This window comes from Streptomyces sp. NPDC054794 (assembly GCF_053611585.1).
In genome coordinates, this window is sequence record NZ_JBSHAQ010000032.1 from 90,864 (window position 1) to 110,897 (window position 20,034).

Here is a 20,034-nt window from a genome sequence, read left to right on the forward strand (position 1 = left end):
AAGAACTCGGGGGAAGTTCCAGGGGGAGGTTCGGGGGATCGGGAGGTTCAGACGAGCGACCCGTAGAGGCCGGGGCGGCGGTCCTGCAGATACGGGTTCGCCTCGCGGGAGGCGGCCAGGAAGGCGGGGTCGACGTCGGCGAGGACGAGCTCCTCGCCGCGGCCGGCCCGGGTGCGGGCGACTCCGTCGGGACCGGCGAGGACGGACAGGCCGACGAACTCGAACTCGCCCTCCGGACCGACCCGGTTGACGTACGCCACGTACATCTGGTTCTCCCAGGCCCGCACCGGGACGAGGGACTCGGCGACGAACTGGAACGGATGCATCTGGGCCGTCGGGACGACGAGGAGGTCGGTGCCGGCCAGCGCGTGGGCGCGGACGTTCTCCGGGAACTCGACGTCGTAGCAGATCATCAGGCCGACGGTCAGGCCGTTCAGCTCGGCCTGGACGACCGGCTGGTCGCCCGGGGTGAAGTGGTCGCGCTCGAAGCAGCCGAAGAGGTGGGTCTTGCGGTAGTTCGCGAGGCGGGTGCCGTCCGCGGAGATCAGCTGGACGGAGTTGTACACCGCGTCGCCGTCGCGCTCCGGGTAGCCGTAGGCGACGGCCAGGCCGTGCCGGGAGGCGAGCTCGGCGATCGCGTCGGCCGAGTCGCCGTCGGCGGGCTCGGCCAGGCGGCCGATGTCGTCGCCGATCGCGTACCCGGTGAGGAACATCTCCGGCGTGGAGATCAGCGCTGCGCCCGCGGCGGCGGCGCGGCCCGCGGCCTCGTCGAGGACCTTGAGGTTCTCGACGGTCGAGCCGGGGCGGCCGGAGCTCTGGAGCAGGGCGGTGCGCATGCGTGTTCCTCACCGGTACGGAGGGGTTTGGGGGCCAGTTAGAAGGTACGGTCGGCGGCCTCGGCCGGACAAGAAGGAGCCGTTGCGCGCCGGTGAGCGGTTCGTTGCGTGCACCACGGGCCGGACGGCGATTCGTTGCGCGCCCCGCGGCGGATCCCCGGTCATCCCTGAGGCGCAGGTCACAGGCGGTTCGGTCCGCCGGACGGCGGAAGCCGGGTGACGTCCACGGCGCGATGTGCCGGGGGCCGGGCGCCGGGAGAGTGATGACCGTCCAGATCATGCGTCCGACCTGTGGAAAGGACCGTCATGAACAGCCGTACGAAGATCGCCGCCATGGCGTGCGCCCTGCTGATCACCGCCGGCGCGGCGGGATCGGCCGTGGCCTCGGGCCAGGGCGGGCACGCGCAACGGGAGGCCGCGGCGCTCACCGGCACCGCGAAGCTGTACCGCTCGGCCGGGGACGACATCACGTTCTCCTTCGACGCGCACCTCGCCGCCGCGCACCACGACAACCCCCTCAAGGCCACCGGCACCTTCGAGTGGAGCCACTACCTGCACGGCAAGGGGGCGTGGGCCAGGGCCCGGGTGGACTGCCTGGTCACGGGCGGAAAGGTGGCCGTCGTGTCCGGGGTGATCACGGCCTCGGACCTGCCGGGGGCCAAGGGCAAGCGGGTCGGCATCACGGTCCACGACCTCGGCCGGCACGACCGGCTGGGCTACAGCTGGGCCTCGGTCGGCAGCCCGGTGGACACCCCGGACCTGCCCAAGTGCGTGGGGTCGGCACCGTTCGAGAGGGTGAGGCGGGGCACGGGCGACTACACGGTCGTGCCGTGGGAGCCGAAGCTCTAGGGCAGGCCCTACGGCTCCCGAAGCGGCTCACAGCTCGCGCAGCCGCTCCACGATCTCCCGCAGCAGTTGCGGGTCGGCGGACGGGCCGGTGGCCGAGGCGCGGCGGGGCTCGTCGATGCGGACGAGACCGGCCTCGGCCAGGTCGCCGAGCAGCACGCGGACGACCGTGAGCGGGAGGTCGGCGTCGGCGGCCAGCTCGACGACCGGGCGGGCGCCCCGGCGGACCAGGTCGAGGAGGGTGGCGCCGGCGTGGTCGACACCCGGCTGTACCCCGTCGGCCTCCAGGGCGGTGACCCGCGACATCAGGTCGATGGTGTGGCGGTCCGAGGGACGGGTGCGGCCCCGGGTGACGGTGTACGGGCGCACCATCGACCCGGTCTCGTCCTCGTACCAGTGGTCGTCGGACACAGCCGGGTCAGTCGGCCGTGCGGGCGGCGGCGTCCAGGTGGCGGCCGAGGCGGCGGACGAGCAGCGCCATCTCGTGGGCGAGCTGTCCGACGTCGGTCTGCACCTCGCTGAGCACGGCCAGACGGCTGCCGTCGCCCGCCGGGGTGACGAAGAGGTACGCGTCCTCCAGCATCACCATCGTCTGGCGCACCTCCCCCGCGTCGAACCGCTCCCCCGCCGAGCGGGCCAGGCTGTGGAAGCCGGAGCAGACGGCGGCGAGGTGCTCGATGTCCCGCCGGCGCATGCCGTCCGAGCAGCTCAGCGGGAGCCCGTCCGCGGTGAGCAGCACGGCGTGGCGGACGTGGTCGGTCCGGGCCACCAGGTCGTCGAGCAGCCAGCCGAGCCCGGTGCCGGGCGCGTCCGCGGGCGTGGTGCCGGCCGGGGCCGGTGCCTCGTGCTCAGGGGTCTGGTCGTCACCGCGCATCGTCGGCATCCGTCCCTTCGTCGATGTCGGTTCGCTCCTCGGCGCCGGGGCGCCGGCCCTGGGCGGGCAGTCCCTTGCGTCCCCGGTCCAGGCCGCGCTGGAAGGCGCCGAAGATCGCCCGCATCTCCTCGGCGTCGACCTCCCGCTCGGGGGTCGCGTCGCGGGGCGGCGGGTCACCGCGCAGGGGTTCGGCGAGCGAGGCCTGCCGCACCCGGGTGGGCAGCGAGGGAGCGGCCGGGCCGGGGGCGTCCTCGGCGTCGGGGTCGGTGCCCCAGCCACCGTGCTCCACGCCGGTCGGCCGGTCACCGCGCTCCACGCGCTCCGCCCGGCGGCCGAGCTCAGCGTCCTGCGCCCGGTCGGCGAGCTCCACCTCTTGCGCCCGGTCGGCGAACCCGGCGTCCTCCTCCCGGTCGGCGAGCTCCGTGCGCTCCGCCCGGCGGGCGAGCTCCACGACCTCCGCCCGGCCGCCGTGCTCGACGCCGCCCGCCCGGTCCTCGGAAGCCGTCGGGCCCTGGGTGTGCCCTCGCCCCTGAGGGGCGAGGGCGGTCGCGCCGCGGCGTGACGGCAGCGCGCGCAGCGGGGTGCCGGCCCCCGGGACCGGCGCCTGAGGCTCGTGTTCCCGTCGCTCCAGCAGGTCCTCCCGCCGCACCGGCACGTTCTCGCGCCGCTCCGGCTCGCCTTCCCGCCGCTGCGACACGTACTCCCGCGCCTCCGGCTCGCCTTCCCGCCGGCCCCGCTCGTCGTCCCGCCGCACCGGCTCCGCCAGAACCGCCGGGGGCAGCAGTACCACCGCCGTCGTCCCGCCGTACGCCGAATCGCGCAGCGTGACCTTGATGCCGTGCCGGGCGGCGAGGCGGCCGACGACGTACAGGCCGAGGCGTTCGTGGCGGGTGGGGTCGAAGCCGTCGGGGTCGGTGAGGGTGCGTTGGGCCTCTTCGAGCTGCTCGGGGTCGAGGCCGAGACCCCGGTCGTCGATCTCCAGGACGAAGCCGCCCGACACCCGGCCGGTGCGCAGGGTGACCTGGGTGTGCGGCGGCGAGAACACCGTGGCGTTCTCCAGCAGCTCGGCGAACAGGTGCACGACGTCGGCCACCGCGTCCGCGGCGACACCCACCTCGGGCATCGGCGGGACCACGACACGCGCGTAGTCCTCGATCTCGCCGACCGCCGAGGACACGACGTCGGCGACCGGCACCGGGCGGCGCCACCTACGGCCGGGCGCGGAGCCCGAGAGGATGATCAGGCTCTCGGCATGGCGGCGCATGCGGGTGGTCAGATGGTCGATCCGGAACAGCTCGCGCAGGATCTCCGGATCCTCGGTGCGCCGCTCCAGCGTGTCGACGAGCTTCAACTGGCGGTGCACGAGGGCCTGGTTGCGGCGCGCGATGTTGAGCAGCACCGCGAACAGCCCGCGGCGCAGCGTCGCCTGCTTGACGGCGGCCTCGACGGCGGCGAGGCGCGCGCTGTTGAAGGACCGGCCGACCTGCCCGATCTCGTCGGACCGGACCTCGTCGGCGGCCAGCGGCGGCGCCTCGGCGACCGCGTCCACGTCCTCGCCCGCGCTCAACCGCCGCATCACGTCCGGCAGCTGGCGGGTGCTCAGCAGGTCCGCCGAGTCCCGCAGCGTCTCCAGGCGTCGCGAGATGCGCCGGGCGCCGCGCACCGCGAGCCACAGCGACAGTGCGACGGCGGCCAGTCCGACGACGCCGACGACCGATGCCTTGGTCAGCTCCCGGTAGGCGAACGCCCGCCCGCGCGTCGCCGAGTTCTCGGCCGAGCGGGTGCACAGCTGCATGTAGCGCTTGACGGCCCGGTCGGAGGTGGTCCGCCAGGTGTCGGCGGCGACGGCCTCACCGGCACGGCCGGCGCCCGCTCGCAGCAGCGCGTCCTCGCCCCGCTCCAGCGAGCGGTGCAGGTCCCCGCGCTGGAACTCCTCGAACAGGGAGCGGGAGTCGGAGGGCAGGTCCGGCACGTACGTCCGCTCGAAGACCCGCCGGTCCTCGATCGTGGCCGTGAGGGCGTCGTACTGCCGGTCGGTCAGGGTTCCGGCGGCCCGGGCCCCGGCGACCAGGGCGTCCTCGCGGGAGACGAACTCCCGCACCCGGACCAGCTCGACGACGACCTGCGCCTCCCGGGCCAGCTGCCCGGCCTGCAGGGCGGTGAGCGTGGACTGGACGTCGAAGCCCGGTTCGACGAGCTTGCTGTACTCGTCGACGGCCCGGTCCCAGGAGATGCGCCGGGACAGCACCCGCTCGCGCAGCTTCTCCAGCCCGTCGGTGGCGTGGACCGCGCCGTCGAGGACGCTGCGCTGCCGGTCGGTGAGCCGGCTGCGGTCCCCGTCCCGGATCGCGTCGCGCATGGCGCTCACCACCCGGTCGGTGCGGCGCTGCTGGGCCAAGAGGTCGCCCGCGGCGGCCGTGTCCTGGCCGGCGCCCAGGTAGGCGGCCGAGAGCCGCCGTTCGATCTGGATCTGACCGATGGCCGTGTCGACGGGGGTGCCGAAGTCCTCGTACACCCCCTGCAGCCGGATCAGCGCACGGAGTTCGCCGGTGACCGACACCATGGCGAAGCTCCACAGCGCCATCAGGGCGACGGACGGGGCGAGCGCGAGTGCCACGATGCGGGCGCGAACGGTGGTGGGGCGGCCGACGGGCCAGCGCATAAAGTACCTGCCGGGTTACCAGTCAGTAGAGAGCCCGGCACAAGCTACGGGATCACCCGTTCGGCGGCAATGAGTTACCTGAGGTAATTTCTGGTCAGGTGGGCGAGCCGGCCGAGAACCGCCGCAGCAGCGGCGAGAGTACGAGAACGGACTTGGTCCGCTCCACGAACGGCTCGCCCGCGATGCGCTCCAGCACCCGCTCGAAGTGCCGCATGTCGGAGGCGAAGACCTGCACGACCGCGTCCGCCTCACCGGTGACGGTGGAGGCGGCCACGACCTCCTGATAGCGCTCCAGACCCCGCTGGATGGTCTCCGGGGAGGTATTGCGCCGACAGTAGATCTCGACGAACCCCTCGGTCTCCCAGCCGAGCGCCGCCGGGTCCACCCGTACGGTGAAGCCGGTGATGGCTCCGGTGGCGCGCAGCCGGTCCACGCGCCGCTTCACGGCGGGCGCGGACAGACCGACCAGTTGCCCGATGTCCGCGTAGGAGCGGCGGGCGTCCTCGGCGAGGGCGTGCACGATGCGTTCGTCGAGATCGTTCAGCACTGTGGGTTGATCACTTCTCGGATGGTGCGGGTGTTGCGAGTCGGGAACGGCGGTAGCCGTATACGAAGTAGAACACGAGCCCGACCGCCATCCAGACACCGAAGACGACCCAGGTGTCCCTCTTCAGGCTCCCCATCATCCAGATGCAGAAGAGGAAACCGAGCGCGGGCAGCACCGGCGACAGCGGCACCCGGAAGGTGCGCGGCATCTGCGGGCGGGTCCGGCGCAGCACCACGACGGCCACGTTGACCAGCGCGAAGGCGAACAGGGTGCCGATGCTGGTGGCGTCGGCGAGGTCGCCCAGCGGGACGGCGGCGGCCAGGACACCGCAGAACAGCGAGACGATCACGGTGTTGGCGCGGGGCGTGCCGCTCTTCGGGTGGACCTTGGCGAAGACCTTGGGCACCAGGCCGTCGCGAGCCATCGCGAAGAGGATGCGGGTCTGGCCGTAGAGCACGGTCAGGACGACGCTCGCGATGGCGATGACGGCGCAGAAGGCCAGCAGGGTGCCCCAGAAGCTCTGCCCGGTGACCTCCGTCATGATCTGGGCGAGCGCGGCGTGGGCGTCGGAGAACTGCCGCCACGGCTTGGCGCCGACGGCGACGGCCGCGACCAGCACGTACAGGGCCGTCACGATGACGAGGGACAGCATGATGGCGCGCGGCAGGTCCCGCTGGGCGTTCTTCGCCTCCTCGCCCGCGGTGGAGGCGGCGTCGAAGCCGATGTACGAGAAGAACAACGTGGCGCCGGCCGCGCTGACGCCCGCCATGCCGAGCGGCATGAAGTTCTCGTAGTTGCCCGACTTGAAGCCCATGAAGCCGATGGCGCAGAACAGCACGAGCGCGGCGATCTTCACGCACACCATGACGGTGTTGGCCCGCGCGGACTCCTTGGCACCACCGAGCAGGAACACCATCGCCAGCAGGACGACGATCAGGGCGGGCAGGTTGATGATGCCGCCGTCGATCTCGCCGGGCGCGGCGGACAGGGAGGCCGGGATGGTGACGCCGATCGTGCCGTCGAGCAGCTCGTTGAGGTACTCGCCCCAGCCGACGGCCACGGCGGCGACCGACACGCCGTACTCCAGGAGCAGACACCAGCCGCAGACCCAGGCGATCAGTTCGCCCATCGTTGCGTATGCGTACGAGTACGAGGAACCGGAGACCGGGATGGTGCCCGCCAGCTCGGCGTAGGACAGGGCCGAGAACAGCGCGGTGAGACCGGCGATCACGAAGGAGAGGGTGACGGCCGGGCCGGCCTTGGGCACGGCCTGGCCGAGGACGACGAAGATGCCGGTGCCGAGGGTGGCGCCGATGCTGATCATCGTCAGCTGCCAGAGCCCGAGGGACCGCCTGAGCGCGCCCCCCTCACCCTGCCCGCCCTCCGCGACCAGCCGTTCCACGGGCTTGCGGCGCATGAGGCGCGCGCCGACGCCCAGGGACGAGGGGGTGGCGTCTGTGGGGTTGTGCGGGGGTGCGCCTTGATCGAGCACGCGCGGGCTCCTTATCGCTGCCGGTCAGGGTGGCAGGGAACGACGGCGCCCCCTGCGAAGGCAGGAACCCACCGAGCGGGGTCCCCGCCACGCCACGTACAGCGCAGCACCCTATGAGCCAGGGCTTCACTGGCGTAATGCAGCAACCTTGCGCATGCCCGCAAGATCATTGCGTTCATTCGGGTCGCGTGCCCATTCGTTGCGTGCGGGCTTCGAACCGTTGCGCGGGGCCATCCGCGAGGCCCCTCAAAGCAGTTCGGCGAGGCGAGAACACCGACGGCCCCCGCTGCTCCCGGATACCGGGACAACGGGGGCCGTGAGGAAGGGTGTTGACTAGCTCCAGCTGGCGTGCAGGGGCTTGCCCTCGGCGTAGCCGGCGGCGCTCTGGATGCCGACGATGGCCTTCTCGGCGAACTCCTCCAGCGAGCCGGCACCGGCGTAGGTGCAGGAGGAACGGACACCCGCGATGATCGAGTCGATCAGGTCCTCGACGCCCGGACGGGTCGGGTCGAGGAACATGCGGGAGGTGGAGATGCCCTCCTCGAACAGGGCCTTGCGGGCGCGGTCGTAGGCCGACTCGTCGGAGGTGCGGTTGCGCACCGCGCGCGCCGACGCCATGCCGAACGACTCCTTGTAGGCGCGGCCGTCGGCGTCGTGCTGGAGGTCGCCCGGCGACTCGTACGTACCGGCGAACCACGAGCCGACCATCACGTTGGACGCGCCGGCCGCGAGGGCCATCGCCACGTCGCGCGGGTGCCGGACACCGCCATCGGCCCACACGTGCTTGCCGTACTTCTTCGCCTCGGCGGCGCACTCCAGGACCGCCGAGAACTGCGGCCGGCCGACGCCGGTCATCATGCGTGTGGTGCACATGGCGCCCGGCCCGACACCGACCTTGATGATGTCCGCGCCCGCGTCGATCAGGTCCTTGACGCCCTCGGCGGAGACGATGTTGCCGGCGGCGATCGGCACCTGCGGGTCGAGGGCGCGGACCACCTTGATCGCGGCGATCATCGACTCCTGGTGGCCGTGCGCGGTGTCGATGACGAGCGTGTCGACGCCCGCGTCGAGCAGCTGCTTGGCCTTGCCCGCCACGTCGCCGTTGATGCCGACGGCGGCGGCGATGCGCAGCCTGCCGTTGGCGTCGGTGGCCGGGGAGTACAGCGTGGCGCGCAGGGCGCCCTTGCGGGTGAGGATGCCGACGAGCCTGCCCTCGGCGTCCACGGCGGGCGCGTAGCGCCGGTTGGCCGTGTCGAGGGTGTGGAAGGCCTCGCGCGGGTCGATGTCCGCGTCGATGAGCAGCAGGTCGCGGGACATGACCTCGCCGAGCTGCGTGAAGCGGTCGACCCCGGTCAGGTCCCGGTCGGTCACGACGCCGACCGGGCGGCCGTCCTCGTCGACGACCACGCCGGCATTGTGCGCCCGCTTGGGCAGCAGGGCCAGCGCGTCGGCCACGGTCTGGTGCGGGGCCAGCACGATCGGCGTGTCGAGGACCAGGTGGCGGCTCTTCACCCAGGAGATGACGTCGGTGATGACGTCGATCGGGATGTCCTGCGGAATCACCACCAGGCCGCCGCGCCGCGCCACGGTCTCGGCCATCCGCCGGCCCGCGATCGCGGTCATGTTGGCGACGACCAGCGGGATCGTCGTGCCCGTGCCGTCCGGCGAGCTGAGGTCCACGCCCTGACGCGAGCCGACCGCGGAGCGGCTCGGCACCATGAAGACGTCGTCGTACGTCAGGTCGTACGCGGGCTGGATGTCATTGAGGAAACGCACGTGCCGCACATCCCAGTAGTTCAGAGGTGACCCCCGGACAGGTCAGCCGGGGGAAAAGCACGTACTTCATTGTCCCATGACGGTCGGAATGTGATGCCCGGTCGAAACCTCCAGGCACCTGACCTGTGCGTTTGGAGGATCCACCGAAGAGGGGGAGGTCAGCCGAGCGCGAGCGCCACGGTGAGCCGGGCCTCCTTGCGGGACGCCTCGGCGAACACGTCCTGGGCCACGTCCCACTCCTCGGGCCGGGCGCCCGCGTACTGGCGCCAGCCGGTGACGACGACGAGCAGTCCGCGCTCCGCGGCCTCCGGCGGCCATACGGAGGGGTCGGCGAGGCTGTCGGCGAGGGCGTCCCAGTTGCGCCCGAACCAGTCGGGCAGGTCGAGGGCCCGCGCGACGCGGTCCATCAGGGCCGCTTTGTCCACCGCCCCGTCGAGGTCCAGCGTCACCACACGCGGACTCGTCATCTCAGTACCACCCCGAACGACTCGTAGTGATCGAACTCGCGGGGCTCGAACAGGGGACGGCCGCGTCAGCGTGGAGCGCTGTCACGGCCGTCCTCTCGGGTCCCGCTGCCGGGCCGGTCAGGCTCCGTCCGGGTCCGCCCGGTTCAGGGCGGGCCTCGGCGTGGGCCCGGCGGTCATCAGGTAGTCCGCGGCGGACGTGTCCGTCACCAGGCTGGTGACGAGCCCGGAGCGCAGCACCGCGTCGATCGCGGACGCCTTGCGCTGCCCGCCCGCGATCGCGACGACCTCGGGGATACGGCGGAGCTGGTCGGCCTTGACCGTGATGCACCGCTCCCCCAGGTCCCGGCCGACCCGGCGGCCCTCGGAGTCGAAGAGGTGCGCGGACATCTCGGCGGCGACGCCGAGCGAGGCGTAGTGCGCCCGCTCCTCGTCGCTGAGCATGTCGTGCACCGTCGAGATCCCCGGCTCCCAGGAGCCGATGGACACACAGGCGACCGTGACCTTGTCGAAGTACTCGAAGGCCCGCGCGATCCCCGTCTGGTTGCGCAGCGCGGCCGCGGTGGCCGCGTCCGGCAACAGCATCGGCGCGTAGATGGGGTGCGCGTCGCCGCCGGACACCTGCGCGGCGCGGCGGACGGCCTCGACCGAACCGCGCTCGGCGGTCCCGGCGTCGTACACACCCGTCAGCTGCACCACCGTGCAGGGCGGCAGCCGGTCCAGGGCCGCCGCCATGTGGATCGTGGACCGACCCCAGGCCAGGCCCAGGACGTCCCCCTCGTTGACGAGTTCGCCGAGCAGGTCGGCGCCCACTTCGCCGAGGTTCTCGGGGTCGGGCGTCTCCTCGGCCTCGGCCGGGGACTCGACCACGACTGCATGCCTGAGGCCGTAGCGGGCGCGGAGCGCGTCGGAGCGCTCGGCGTCCAGCTCGGCGGGGACGCGGATCTCGATGCGCACGAGATCCCGTTCGAGGGCGGTTTCCAGGACCCGGGCCACCTTGAAGCGGCTGACGCCGAACTCCTCCGCGATCTGGATCTTGGACTTCCCCTCAAGGTAGAAGCGGCGGGCCATGGCCGCCGCCTGCACCAGCTCAGCGGGACCCATCCGCATGGCTGACCGGCCCGCCGACATACCCGACACGGCGATCTCCTCACTGCTGTTCACACTCTGGATTCGCCGTTCATCCTTGCAGATTCGGCGCGCTTGATCTGCCCTGATGGGCGCCGTTCACGTACCTGTGGCTCAGTGGTCGCATGCCCACGACGCCTTGGCGGTGGCCGTTTCCGCCTGGGCGCGCAGCGCGCGTACCGCTTCTGCCGGGTCGTTCGCCCCGTACACCGCCGAGCCGGCGACGAAGACATCCGCCCCGGCGTCCGCGCAGCGCTCGATCGTCGAGGCGGAGACTCCCCCGTCGACCTGCAGCCAGAGCTGCAGTCCGTGCTTGTCGATCAGCTCGCGGGTGCGGCGGATCTTGGGAAGCATGATGTCGAGGAACGCCTGACCGCCGAAGCCCGGCTCGACCGTCATGATCAGCAGCATGTCGAGTTCGGGGAGCAGGTCCTCGTACGGCTCGATCGGCGTCGCTGGCTTGAGCGCCATGGAGGCGCGGGCGCCCTTGGCGCGGATCTCGCGGGCCAGCCGCACGGGCGCGGCAGCCGCCTCGACATGGAAGGTGACGGACGAGGCACCCGCTTCGACATACTGGGGAGCCCAGCGATCGGCGTCCTCGATCATCAGGTGGCAGTCCAGCGGTGTGTCGGTCGCCCGCGCCAGGGACTCCACGATCGGCACGCCGAGCGTCAGGTTCGGGACGAAATGGTTGTCCATCACGTCGACATGGAGCCAGTCGGCTCCTTCGACCGCCTTCGCCTCGTCCGCGAGGCGGGCGAAGTCGGCGGACAGGATGCTGGGGTTGATCTGCACGGCCATGACCCAAGCCTGCCATGTCCGGGCACAGATGTTCGCGCTGGTCCATATCCAGGACGTTCATCGTATGTGACGACCGACGCCGTCGTGCCATGCTGAGCCACCGGCCGGGTACGCCCCAGGGGGGTCGTCATGAGGCAGCTCGACACAGGGAAACGCACCGCGATCCGGCTCGTGTGCGGGCGCCGTTCGAAGTGGCTGGTCGTGCTCCTGTGGCTGGTCGTGCTGGTGATCGCGGCGCCGTTCGGGACGAAACTGAACGACGCGCAGGACAACGACGCCCAGTCCTGGCTGCCCGGCACCGCCGAGTCCACCCAGGTCCTCGACCTCTCCGAGAAGTTCCGCCCCGAGCAGATCCCCGCGGTCGTCGTCTACGCACGCGCGCGTGGCCTCACGGAGGCGGACCGGCGGCAGATCGCCGAGGACGTCCGGCGGCTGTCGTCCCTGCGCGACCACGGCATCCGCGGCGCGGAGATCCGTGGGCCCGTCTTCGACCGGCCGACCGCGCCCCGGGCCGCCCAGATCCAGGTGCCGATCACCATGGACGCCGCGGGCTGGCAGCAGATCGGGCCCGCGGTCGACTCCGTCCGCGCCGAGGTGGGCGAGGGCGGCCACGGCCTCGCCGTGCACATCACCGGACCCGGCGGAACCTCGGCCGACTTCTCCAAGGCCTTCGAGGGCATCGACTCCACGCTGCTGTTCTCCGCGATGGCGGTCGTGGTCGTCATGCTGCTGCTCACCTATCGCAGCCCCACCCTGCTGTTCGTCCCGCTGCTCGGCGTGGTCGTGGCCCTGTTCACCGCGCAGGCGCTGATCTACCTGCTGGCCCGGCACGCGGGCCTGACCGTCAACGGCCAGAGCGCCGGCATCCTGACGGTGCTGGTCTTCGGCGCGGGCACGGACTACGCCCTGCTGCTGGTCGCCCGCTACCGGGAGGAGCTGCGCCGGCACGAGGACCGGCACGAGGCGATGGCGCTGGCCCTGCACCGGGCGGGACCCGCGGTCCTCGCCTCGGGCGCGACCGTCGTCCTGAGCATGCTGGTGCTGCTCGTCGCAGAGATGAACTCGACGCGCGGCCTCGGCCCGGTGGCGGCGATCGGCGTCACCGTCGCGCTCGGGGTCATGCTGACCCTCTTCCCGGCGCTGCTGCTGGTCTTCGGCCGGTGGATCTTCTGGCCGGCGATCCCGCACTTCGGGTCGGCGGACCCGACCGAGCGCGGGGTGTGGGCCCGGCTGGGCCGGCGCATCGCCCGCCGTCCCCGCCTGGTCTGGAGCGTCACGGCGGGGGCGCTCGTGGTGCTGTCCCTCGGACTGTTCCAGCTGCGGGCCGACGGCATCGCCAACGCCGACGCGTTCACCGGCAGGCCGGACTCGATCGTCGGCCAGGAGGTGTCCGCACGCTACTTCCCGGCCGGCACCGGCGACCCCCTGGTGATCGTCGCCGACCGGGCCCGCGGCGCACAGGTGGGCCGGGTGGTCGCCGCGGACCGGGGCGTCGTCCCGACCGGCATCGGGGTACCGGCCGGGACCGCGCCCGAGTACCGGGGCAGGGTGCTGTTCGAGGCGACGATGCGCGATCCGGCCGACAGCGCCGCCGCGAAGGCGACCGTGCGTCGCGTCCGCGCCGCGGTGCACGCCGTGCCGGACGCCGACGCGCGGGTCGGCGGCGGCACGGCGGCGCTGCTGGACATGGAGGACGCCCAGGCGCACGACAACTACCTGGTGATCCCCCTGGTCCTGGCCGTCGTCCTGCTGGTGCTGGGCCTCCTGCTGCGCGCCCTGGTGGCTCCGCTGCTGCTGATCGGGACCGTGATGCTGTCCCTGGCCTGTGCGCTCGGCCTGAGCACCCTCGCCTTCCGGCACCTGTTCGACTACGCGGGCGAGGACGTGGCCTTCCCGCTGTTCGTCTTCGTCTTCCTGGTGGCCCTCGGCATCGACTACAACATCTTCCTGACCACGCGCGTGCGCGAGGAGGCCGCCCGGGAGGGAACCGGCGCCGCAGTGGTGACCGCCCTGGCCGCGACCGGCGCCGTGATCACCTCCGCGGGCCTGGTCCTGGCGGGCACGTTCGCGGCCCTCGGCACGCTCCCCATGGTCGGCTTCGCGGAGATCGGCTTCGCGGTCGCCCTCGGGGTCCTGCTGGACACGTTCGTCGTCCGCTCGGTGCTGGTCACCTCGCTCTTCCTCGACGTGGGAAGGACGGTGTGGTGGCCCAACGGCCTGGCCCGCCGGGACGGCAGCGACCACGGCGGGGCCGCGGCGCCCTCCGGCCCGACGGTCAGCCGGTCCGCCGGATGAGCGCCAGGTACATCGCGTCGGTCCCGTGCAGATGCGGCCACAGCTGTACGTCGGGGCCCTCACCGAGGGCCGGTACGCCGGGCAACAGCGGCCGGGCGTCGAGGAGTTCGGCGTCCGGGTGCTGCTTGAGCACGTCCTCGACGACGGCCCGGGTCTCCGCGAGGTGCGGCGAGCAGGTGGCGTAGCCGACGACACCGCCGACCCGCACGGCGTCGAGGGCGCCGCGCAGCAGGGCGCGCTGGAGCGGCGCGAAGTTCTCCAGGTCCTCGGGGCGGCGGCGCCACCTGGCCTCCGGCCGCCTGCGCAGGGCGCCGAGCCCGGTGCAGGGCACGTCCATCAGCACCCGGTCGAAGGTGCCGGGCCGCCACGGCGGGCGGGTGCCGTCGGCGGCGATGACCTGGTACGGCCCCGGGTTGCCGGCCAGCGCCTTGGCCACCAGACCGGCCCGGTGCGGCTGCTTCTCGGAGGCGAGCAGGAAGGCCCCGCGCTCGGCCGCGAGGGCGCCCAGCAGCGCGGCCTTGCCGCCCGGGCCGGCGCATCCGTCGAGCCACTTCTCGTCCGGCCCCTCCAGGGGCGCGGACGCGAGCGCGAGCGCGACCAGTTGGCTGCCCTCGTCCTGCACCCCGGCCCGGCCGTCCCGCACGGCCTCGACGGCACCGGGCTCCCCGCCCTCGGTGAGCCGCACGGCGTACGGCGACCAGCGCCCCGGCACGGCGGCGTCCTCGCGCAGCAGCTCGTCGGTCGTGGACCGCCCGGGGCGGGCGACGAGAGTGACCTCCGGCCGCTCGTTGTCCGCTTCGAGCAGGTCCTCGATGCCGGCCCGCCCACCGCCGAGGGAGTCCCACAGCGCGGAGACGACCCAGCGGGGGTGCGAGTGCACGACGGCGAGGTGGTCCTCGGGGTCCTCGTCGTAGGGCGGCGCCACCTGCTCCAGCCAGCCGTCGAGATCGTGCTGCGCGACCTTCCGCAGCACGGCGTTGACGAACTTGGCGCGGCCGTCGCCGAGGACCACCCGGGCGAGTTCCACGGAGGCGGACACCGCGGCGTGCGTCGGGATGCGGGTGCCGAGCAGCTGGTGCGCGCCGAGGCTGAGCACGTCGAGCACCGGCGGGTCGACCTCCCGCAGCGGGCGGTCGACACAGGCGGCGATGACGGCGTCGTACGTCCCCTGGCGGCGCAGCGTCCCGTACACCAGCTCGGTGGCGAGGGCGGCGTCCCGGGCGTCGAACTTCTCGGGGCCCTCCTTCTCCCGTGCCCTGCGCAGCAGCGGCGGCAGGACGAGGTTGGCGTACGCGTCCCGCTCGTCCACGGCACGCAGCGCCTCGAAGGCGAGGATGCGGACGGGGTCCTTCTGCGGACGACGGTAGGGCTTGGCGGGCCTGCGCGGCCGCCGGGACTGCTCACTCACGAAAAAGGTGCTCCGGGTATGGGAGGGGTGCGAATCCCAGCGTACGTCGGCAGACCGCGACCGAACCCCGGCGGGATACGGCTCCGCCCGCCCACGGGCGCAGTGCGGTCCGGGCGCGCCCCGAGGAGCCTCAGCCGCCGAGCCTCTCGTCCCCGCCGATGCGCACCCCGCGCGCCCAGTCGGCCGCCTTCATCGGCTTCTTGCCCTGGGGCTGCACCCACAGCAGTTCCACGGCGTACGAACCGGTGCCCACGTGGACGCTGTGCTTGCCGACGACGAGCTGCCCGGGGGCGAGGTCCGTCCGCTCCGGCACCGGCGTGACGTGGATGAGCTTGAGCCGCTCGCCGCGGAAGGTCGTCCAGGCGCCGGGGGCGGGGGTGCAGCCGCGCACCACCCGGTCCACGCGCAGCGCGGGCGTGGCCCAGTCGACCTGGGCGTCCTCGACGGTGATCTTCGGCGCGAGGGAGATGCCCTCGGTCGGCTGCGGTACGGCCTTCAGCGTTCCGTCCTGGATGCCGTCCATGGTCGCGGCGAGCAGACCGGCGCCCGCGAAGGCGAGCCGGGTGAGCAGATCGCCGCTGGTGTCGGTCGGCCGGATCTCCTCGGTCACGGTCCCGTACACCGGCCCGGAGTCCAGCCCCTCCTCGATGAGGAAGGTGGCGGCACCCGTGATCTCGTCCCCCGCCATGAGGGAGTGCTGCACGGGCGCTGCGCCGCGCCAGGCGGGCAGCAGCGAGAAATGCAGATTGACCCAGCCGTGGGCGGGGATGTCGAGGGCGACCTTGGGCAGCAGGGCACCGTAGGCGACGACGGGGCAGCAGTCCGGGGCGATCTCCTTGAGACGCTCCAGGAACTCGGGGTCCCTCGGCTTGAGCGGCTTGAGCACCTCGATCCCGGCCTCCTCCGCCCGCTCGGCCACGGGAGACGCGACCAACCTGCGCCCGCGCCCGGCCGGTGCGTCGGGCCGCGTGACGACGGCGGCCACCTCGTGCCGGCCGGAGGCGATGAGAGCGTCCAGAGCGGGAACGGCGACCTCGGGGGTACCGGCGAAGACAAGCTTCATGGGTGGGTTGGGGCCTCTCGGGCGGGGTCGGACGGGCAGCTCACCAGTCTATGACCACCGCGTCGGGAGCGAACCGCCGACCGCGCGCACGCGAAGCCGCTCACTCGGGCGAACGGTACGGGTGGTGCGTGGGTGAGAGGACGGCGTACGCATATGCCCGTACGCCCCCACACCGTGACCAGCGGAGCGCAAACGCGTTGGTCAAGAAAGAGTTGACCACAAAGGGCCGCATTCGGCGGCCCAATTCCTTTTCAACGCCGGTTCGAGAGGCTTGTTCATGGCCGACCACGCAACCCACGACGCCCAGGCCCGGGCCAGCCTGCACTTGCTGGTGCGGGACATCGAGCGGGTCCGCCGCCAGGTGGACGCCTTGCGCACGCTCACCGCCCAGTTGGGCAACGTCTACCGCCCGCGCCGCTCCGGCCCGTCCACGGGCTTCGTCGTCTACGGACGTGCCCCCGCCCCGACTGTGCGTCTCGCCCAGGAGCTCCGGGACAGTGTCGAGACCCTGGTCACGGCCGCCGTGGACTTCGACCGCTCGCTCGGCTTCTCGTGGGACGCGGTGGGCTCCGCGCTCGGGGTCACCAAGCAGGCGGTGCACCGCCGTTACGGCGCCCGCCGCGCCGCGGCCCAGGCGGCCGCCGAGGCCGAGCGCGCGACCGAGCCGTCGGGCACCCGCACGCTCAGCGTGAACACCGGAATGCCCGCGGTGCCGACGGTCCCGGCGGCCCGCTCCATGCCGACCCAGCCCACCGCCGGCAGCCCGACGCTCCGCGACGAGGCCAGGACGACGGCGTTCCCCGGCCCGCGCAACGGCTGACACCCCCTCACTCTGCCCTCCTGGCCAGCGCCCAGGAGGGCATCCGCATGTGCGGCAGCGCGCAGGACCGCGGGTGAGGTCGCGTGCGGGGCCCGAACCCCACCGTCACCCGATGTCCGGCGGATCGATCCGCACGCGCACCGCCTCGCCGCTCCCCCGCGCCATCCGCGCGGCCTGCGCCGCCTTCAGCGCGGACGCGAGCGCGGCGCCGCTGCCGGGTGGTACCCGTACGAGCGCCCGGTCCCAGGGCTCCCCGGGTGGCGGCGCCCCGGTCCGCCGCGGCCGTCCGGGCAGGGTGGCCGGCACCGGTACGGGCCCCAACACCTCCGCGTCCGGCGGTAGTTCGACGGCCCCCAGGAACTCCGCCACGGCCTCGGGTGGCCCCGCCACGGACGCCATCCGCGACACCGGCGGAAATCCCAGCTCGGCCCGCTCCGCCAGCTCCCGCACGGCATGCCCGACGGGGTCCCAGCGCACCAGCGCCTGCACCGGCCGCAGCGTAGGCTCCGCGACGACGACCACGGTCCCGTGCTCCTCCTGCGGCCGCACGAGCGCCGCCGCCCCGATCCACCGGCGCAGCGCGTCCTCGCCGGCCCGCAGGTCGGGGCGGCCGAGCATGGCCCAGCCGTCCAGGAGCAGCGCGGCCGCGTAGCCGCCCTCGGCGACCGGCTCGGCGCCCGGTGTGCTCACGACCAGCGCGGGCGTCCCGGGCACCGTGTCCAGGACGTGCTCGCGCCCGGAGGTCCGTACCGGTACGGAAGGAAAGGCCCGGCCCAGTTCCTCGGCGGTCCGCCGGGCTCCGACGATCTGCGCCCGCAGCCGGAAGCCACCGCACTCCTGACAGTGCCAGGCGCCCTCCTCGCGCCCGCACCAGCCGCACCGCAGCTCCCCGGCGTCCTGCGCCTCCAAGGGCCCGGAGCAGTGCCGGCAGCGCGTGGGGGCCCGGCACTGGGCGCAGGCCAGGCGTGGCGCGTACCCCCGCCGGGGCACCTGGACGAGGACCGGCCCGTGCCGCAGGCCGTCCCGGACCGCCTGCCAGGCGAGCGAGGGCAGCCGGGCGGCCCGTGCGGCCTCGTCGCGTGCGAGGTCGCCGTCGCCCACGGTCCGGACGAGCGGCGCGGTGCGTCGCACCTGCTCCCGGCCCGCGACCAGGGGCCGCGCCCAGCCGCTCTCCACGAGCTGCGCCGCCTCCACGGTGCAGCTCCAACTCCCCAGCAGGAAGGCGCACTTGTCCAGGGCGGCGCGCAGCAGCAGGACGTCCCGGGCATGCGGCTGCGGGGCGTGCTGCTCGCTATGGCTGTCGTCCCCGTCGTCCCAGAGGGCGACGAGTCCGAGGTCGCGCACGGGCGCGAACATGGCGGCCCGCGTCCCGACGACGGCCCGTACGGAACCGCGGCTCACGGCCAGCCACTGCCGGTACCGCTTCTCGGGTCCGGCGTCGGCGGTGAGCAGCGCGTGCCGCCCCTCGCCGAGCAGCGCGGTCAGCGCGGCGTCGACCCGGGCGGCGGCCCGGCCGTCGGGTACGACGACGAGCGCGCCGCGCCCCGAGGCGAGCGTCGCGGCGACGGCCCGCGCGAGTTCCTCGCTCCACCGGGGCCCGGGCAGCGCGTTCCACACGGCGCGCGGCGCGCCGCCCGCGGCGAGCGACTCGATGAAGGCGCCCCCGTGCTCGTACCGGGCCCACGACCCGGCGTCGGGCACGGGCGGCAGCGGCAGGGGCGGCGGCGACGGCCGCTGTTCGGCACGCGCGTTGCGCGGCGGCACGGCCAGTTGCAGCACGTCGGCGAGGCTGCCCGCGTACCGGTCGGCGACGGCTCGGGCGAGGCCGAGCAGTTCCTCGCTCAGTACGGGCTCGGGGGACACCACTTGGGCCAGCGCGGCCAGCGGTCCCGAGTAGTCGGACTCGTCCCGCCGCTCGACGAGGAAGCCGTCGATGAGGCCCCCGCCCTCGCGGCGTCCTTCCCGCACCCGGTGTCGGCCGGCGCCGAACCGCACCCGCACCCGCACCCCGGGCTGTGCCTGTTCGTCCAGTTCCTCGGGGACGGCGTAGTCGAAATACCGGTCGAGATGCAGCACTCCCTTGTCGACGAGGACCCGGGCGACGGGCCGCTCCTTGGCGAGCGCGGCGCCCCGCCAGGTCCGGGGCTTGGCGCGCGGCACCTTGGCCGTGCGCACGCTCTCCCGGATGAGCGCGAGCTGTTCCGGCGGCGCACCCTCCGCGCCGCCGTCCCCCTGCCCGTTCTCGCTGCTCACGCTTGCATTCTTACCAAATGCCACTGACAACGGGCACGGAGACCGACGCACGCCCGAGATCACCCCGGCCACGGCTCGCCCTGGGGCACTTTCTTCTGCCTTTGGCCACTCGGCCACACCCGTCGCTCGGCGACCGGCGGCAGGATTCGAACCTGCGTGGGATCCACCCGGAAGAAGTATCCGCGGCCATCGCACCGGGCGGCGTCGGTGACCTCACCGTACGAACCGACGCACCCCGGCCGCCAATGAATTAGCCGCCTGAATGAGTCGCCGCGACACGCCGAGGCCCGGCCCCCCGAAGGGAGACCGGGCCTCGGCGAAAGCCGTCGGTGCCGCGCGGGACCTACAGACCCGCGGCGTCGCGCAGCGCGTCCACGCGGTCCGTGCGCTCCCACGTGAAGTCGTCGAGCTCACGGCCGAAGTGACCGTACGCGGCGGTCTGGGCGTAGATCGGGCGGAGCAGGTCGAGGTCGCGGATGATGGCGGCCGGACGCAGGTCGAAGACCTCGTCGATCGCCTTCTCGATCTTCTCCGGCTCGACCTTGTGGGTGCCGAAGGTCTCGACGAAGAGACCGACCGGCTCGGCCTTGCCGATGGCGTAGGCGACCTGGACCTCGCAGCGGGAGGCCAGGCCCGCGGCGACGACGTTCTTGGCGACCCAGCGCATCGCGTAGGCGGCGGAGCGGTCGACCTTGGACGGGTCCTTGCCGGAGAAGGCGCCGCCACCGTGGCGGGCCATGCCGCCGTAGGTGTCGATGATGATCTTGCG

Annotated in this window: 17 protein-coding genes; 3 read left to right on the forward strand and 14 right to left on the reverse strand. The window is 73.1% G+C overall.

The features are described 5' to 3' along the window. Positions 1–47 precede the first annotated feature (47 nt). Positions 48–836, reverse strand: a complete 789-nt coding sequence (locus tag ACWGKT_RS29970; RefSeq protein ID WP_453276143.1) for a carbon-nitrogen hydrolase family protein — start codon at positions 834–836, stop codon at positions 48–50. A gap of 306 nt (positions 837–1,142) precedes the next feature. Between ACWGKT_RS29970 and ACWGKT_RS29975 the strand changes: the two genes are divergently transcribed. After that, positions 1,143–1,685 carry a Repetin gene (locus ACWGKT_RS29975; RefSeq protein WP_453276144.1) on the forward strand — a complete coding sequence of 181 codons (543 nt, stop codon included), beginning with the start codon at positions 1,143–1,145 and terminating at the stop codon, positions 1,683–1,685. Between the two features lie 27 nt (positions 1,686–1,712). Here ACWGKT_RS29975 and ACWGKT_RS29980 read toward each other — a convergent pair whose 3' ends face one another. The 9 genes from ACWGKT_RS29980 to rpe form a co-directional block, all read right to left on the reverse strand. Continuing rightward, a complete protein-coding gene (locus ACWGKT_RS29980; RefSeq protein ID WP_453276145.1) occupies positions 1,713–2,093 on the reverse strand; it encodes a DUF742 domain-containing protein in 381 nt (126 codons plus the stop codon). A 7-nt stretch (positions 2,094–2,100) separates the two neighbouring features. After that, positions 2,101–2,556: a roadblock/LC7 domain-containing protein gene (locus ACWGKT_RS29985; protein ID WP_235458633.1), complete on the reverse strand. Its 456-nt coding sequence runs from the start codon at positions 2,554–2,556 to the stop codon at positions 2,101–2,103. Continuing rightward, positions 2,546–5,218 (reverse strand): nitrate- and nitrite sensing domain-containing protein, encoded by a 2,673-nt coding sequence (locus ACWGKT_RS29990; RefSeq protein WP_453276146.1) that lies wholly within the window; start codon positions 5,216–5,218, stop codon positions 2,546–2,548. The genes ACWGKT_RS29985 and ACWGKT_RS29990 overlap by 11 nt, the downstream gene beginning before the upstream one ends. Positions 5,219–5,312: 94 nt before the next feature. Then, complete coding sequence (locus tag ACWGKT_RS29995) at positions 5,313–5,765, reverse strand: Lrp/AsnC family transcriptional regulator (protein WP_067366089.1); 453 nt, start codon at positions 5,763–5,765, stop codon at positions 5,313–5,315. A gap of 10 nt (positions 5,766–5,775) precedes the next feature. Further along, positions 5,776–7,257 (reverse strand): amino acid permease, encoded by a 1,482-nt coding sequence (locus ACWGKT_RS30000; protein ID WP_453276147.1) that lies wholly within the window; start codon positions 7,255–7,257, stop codon positions 5,776–5,778. A 333-nt stretch (positions 7,258–7,590) separates the two neighbouring features. After that, a complete protein-coding gene (locus tag ACWGKT_RS30005) occupies positions 7,591–9,033 on the reverse strand; it encodes a GuaB1 family IMP dehydrogenase-related protein (protein ID WP_356144971.1) in 1,443 nt (480 codons plus the stop codon). 158 nt (positions 9,034–9,191) lie between these two features. Continuing rightward, a complete protein-coding gene (locus tag ACWGKT_RS30010) occupies positions 9,192–9,500 on the reverse strand; it encodes a barstar family protein (RefSeq protein WP_235458618.1) in 309 nt (102 codons plus the stop codon). 117 nt (positions 9,501–9,617) lie between these two features. Continuing rightward, positions 9,618–10,661 carry a sugar-binding transcriptional regulator gene (locus tag ACWGKT_RS30015; protein WP_453276148.1) on the reverse strand — a complete coding sequence of 348 codons (1,044 nt, stop codon included), beginning with the start codon at positions 10,659–10,661 and terminating at the stop codon, positions 9,618–9,620. Positions 10,662–10,739: 78 nt separating this feature from the next. After that, positions 10,740–11,426: a ribulose-phosphate 3-epimerase gene (gene rpe, locus ACWGKT_RS30020; RefSeq protein ID WP_235458616.1), complete on the reverse strand. Its 687-nt coding sequence runs from the start codon at positions 11,424–11,426 to the stop codon at positions 10,740–10,742. 129 nt (positions 11,427–11,555) lie between these two features. Here rpe and ACWGKT_RS30025 point away from each other — a divergent pair, with 129 nt between their 5' ends. Continuing rightward, a complete protein-coding gene (locus ACWGKT_RS30025) occupies positions 11,556–13,721 on the forward strand; it encodes an MMPL family transporter (protein WP_453276149.1) in 2,166 nt (721 codons plus the stop codon). Here ACWGKT_RS30025 and ACWGKT_RS30030 read toward each other — a convergent pair. Together ACWGKT_RS30030 and fmt are read right to left on the reverse strand one after the other, a co-directional pair. After that, complete coding sequence (locus ACWGKT_RS30030; RefSeq protein WP_453276150.1) at positions 13,702–15,129, reverse strand: RsmB/NOP family class I SAM-dependent RNA methyltransferase; 1,428 nt, start codon at positions 15,127–15,129, stop codon at positions 13,702–13,704. The genes ACWGKT_RS30025 and ACWGKT_RS30030 overlap by 20 nt on opposite strands. A gap of 130 nt (positions 15,130–15,259) precedes the next feature. Further along, entirely contained in the window at positions 15,260–16,192 is a 933-nt protein-coding gene (fmt, locus tag ACWGKT_RS30035) for a methionyl-tRNA formyltransferase (RefSeq protein WP_453276151.1), read from the reverse strand. A 277-nt stretch (positions 16,193–16,469) separates the two neighbouring features. Here fmt and ACWGKT_RS30040 point away from each other — a divergent pair, with 277 nt between their 5' ends. Next, positions 16,470–17,012, forward strand: a complete 543-nt coding sequence (locus ACWGKT_RS30040) for a hypothetical protein (protein WP_235458612.1) — start codon at positions 16,470–16,472, stop codon at positions 17,010–17,012. Positions 17,013–17,117: 105 nt separating this feature from the next. On the opposite strand, the gene ACWGKT_RS30045 is transcribed toward ACWGKT_RS30040, so the two are convergent. After that, on the reverse strand, positions 17,118–19,265 hold the full coding sequence (locus ACWGKT_RS30045; protein WP_453276152.1) for a primosomal protein N': 2,148 nt from the start codon (positions 19,263–19,265) through the stop codon (positions 17,118–17,120). A gap of 343 nt (positions 19,266–19,608) precedes the next feature. Next, on the reverse strand, positions 19,609–20,034 hold a 426-nt coding region (locus ACWGKT_RS30050), incomplete at its 5' end, for a methionine adenosyltransferase domain-containing protein (RefSeq protein WP_453276153.1).

What these genes read in the sequence shown, in the direction of transcription:
- ACWGKT_RS29985 (WP_235458633.1), bottom strand. Translation starts at nt 2,556, where the DNA reads ATGCGCGGTGACGACCAGACCCCTGAGCACGAGGCACCGGCCCCGGCC.
- ACWGKT_RS30025 (WP_453276149.1), top strand. Translation starts at nt 11,556, where the DNA reads ATGAGGCAGCTCGACACAGGGAAACGCACCGCGATCCGGCTCGTGTGC.
- ACWGKT_RS29990 (WP_453276146.1), bottom strand. Translation starts at nt 5,218, where the DNA reads ATGCGCTGGCCCGTCGGCCGCCCCACCACCGTTCGCGCCCGCATCGTG.
- rpe (WP_235458616.1), bottom strand. Translation starts at nt 11,426, where the DNA reads ATGGCCGTGCAGATCAACCCCAGCATCCTGTCCGCCGACTTCGCCCGC.
- ACWGKT_RS30040 (WP_235458612.1), top strand. Translation starts at nt 16,470, where the DNA reads ATGGCCGACCACGCAACCCACGACGCCCAGGCCCGGGCCAGCCTGCAC.
- ACWGKT_RS29975 (WP_453276144.1), top strand. Translation starts at nt 1,143, where the DNA reads ATGAACAGCCGTACGAAGATCGCCGCCATGGCGTGCGCCCTGCTGATC.
- ACWGKT_RS29970 (WP_453276143.1), bottom strand. Translation starts at nt 836, where the DNA reads ATGCGCACCGCCCTGCTCCAGAGCTCCGGCCGCCCCGGCTCGACCGTC.
- ACWGKT_RS30010 (WP_235458618.1), bottom strand. Translation starts at nt 9,500, where the DNA reads ATGACGAGTCCGCGTGTGGTGACGCTGGACCTCGACGGGGCGGTGGAC.
- fmt (WP_453276151.1), bottom strand. Translation starts at nt 16,192, where the DNA reads ATGAAGCTTGTCTTCGCCGGTACCCCCGAGGTCGCCGTTCCCGCTCTG.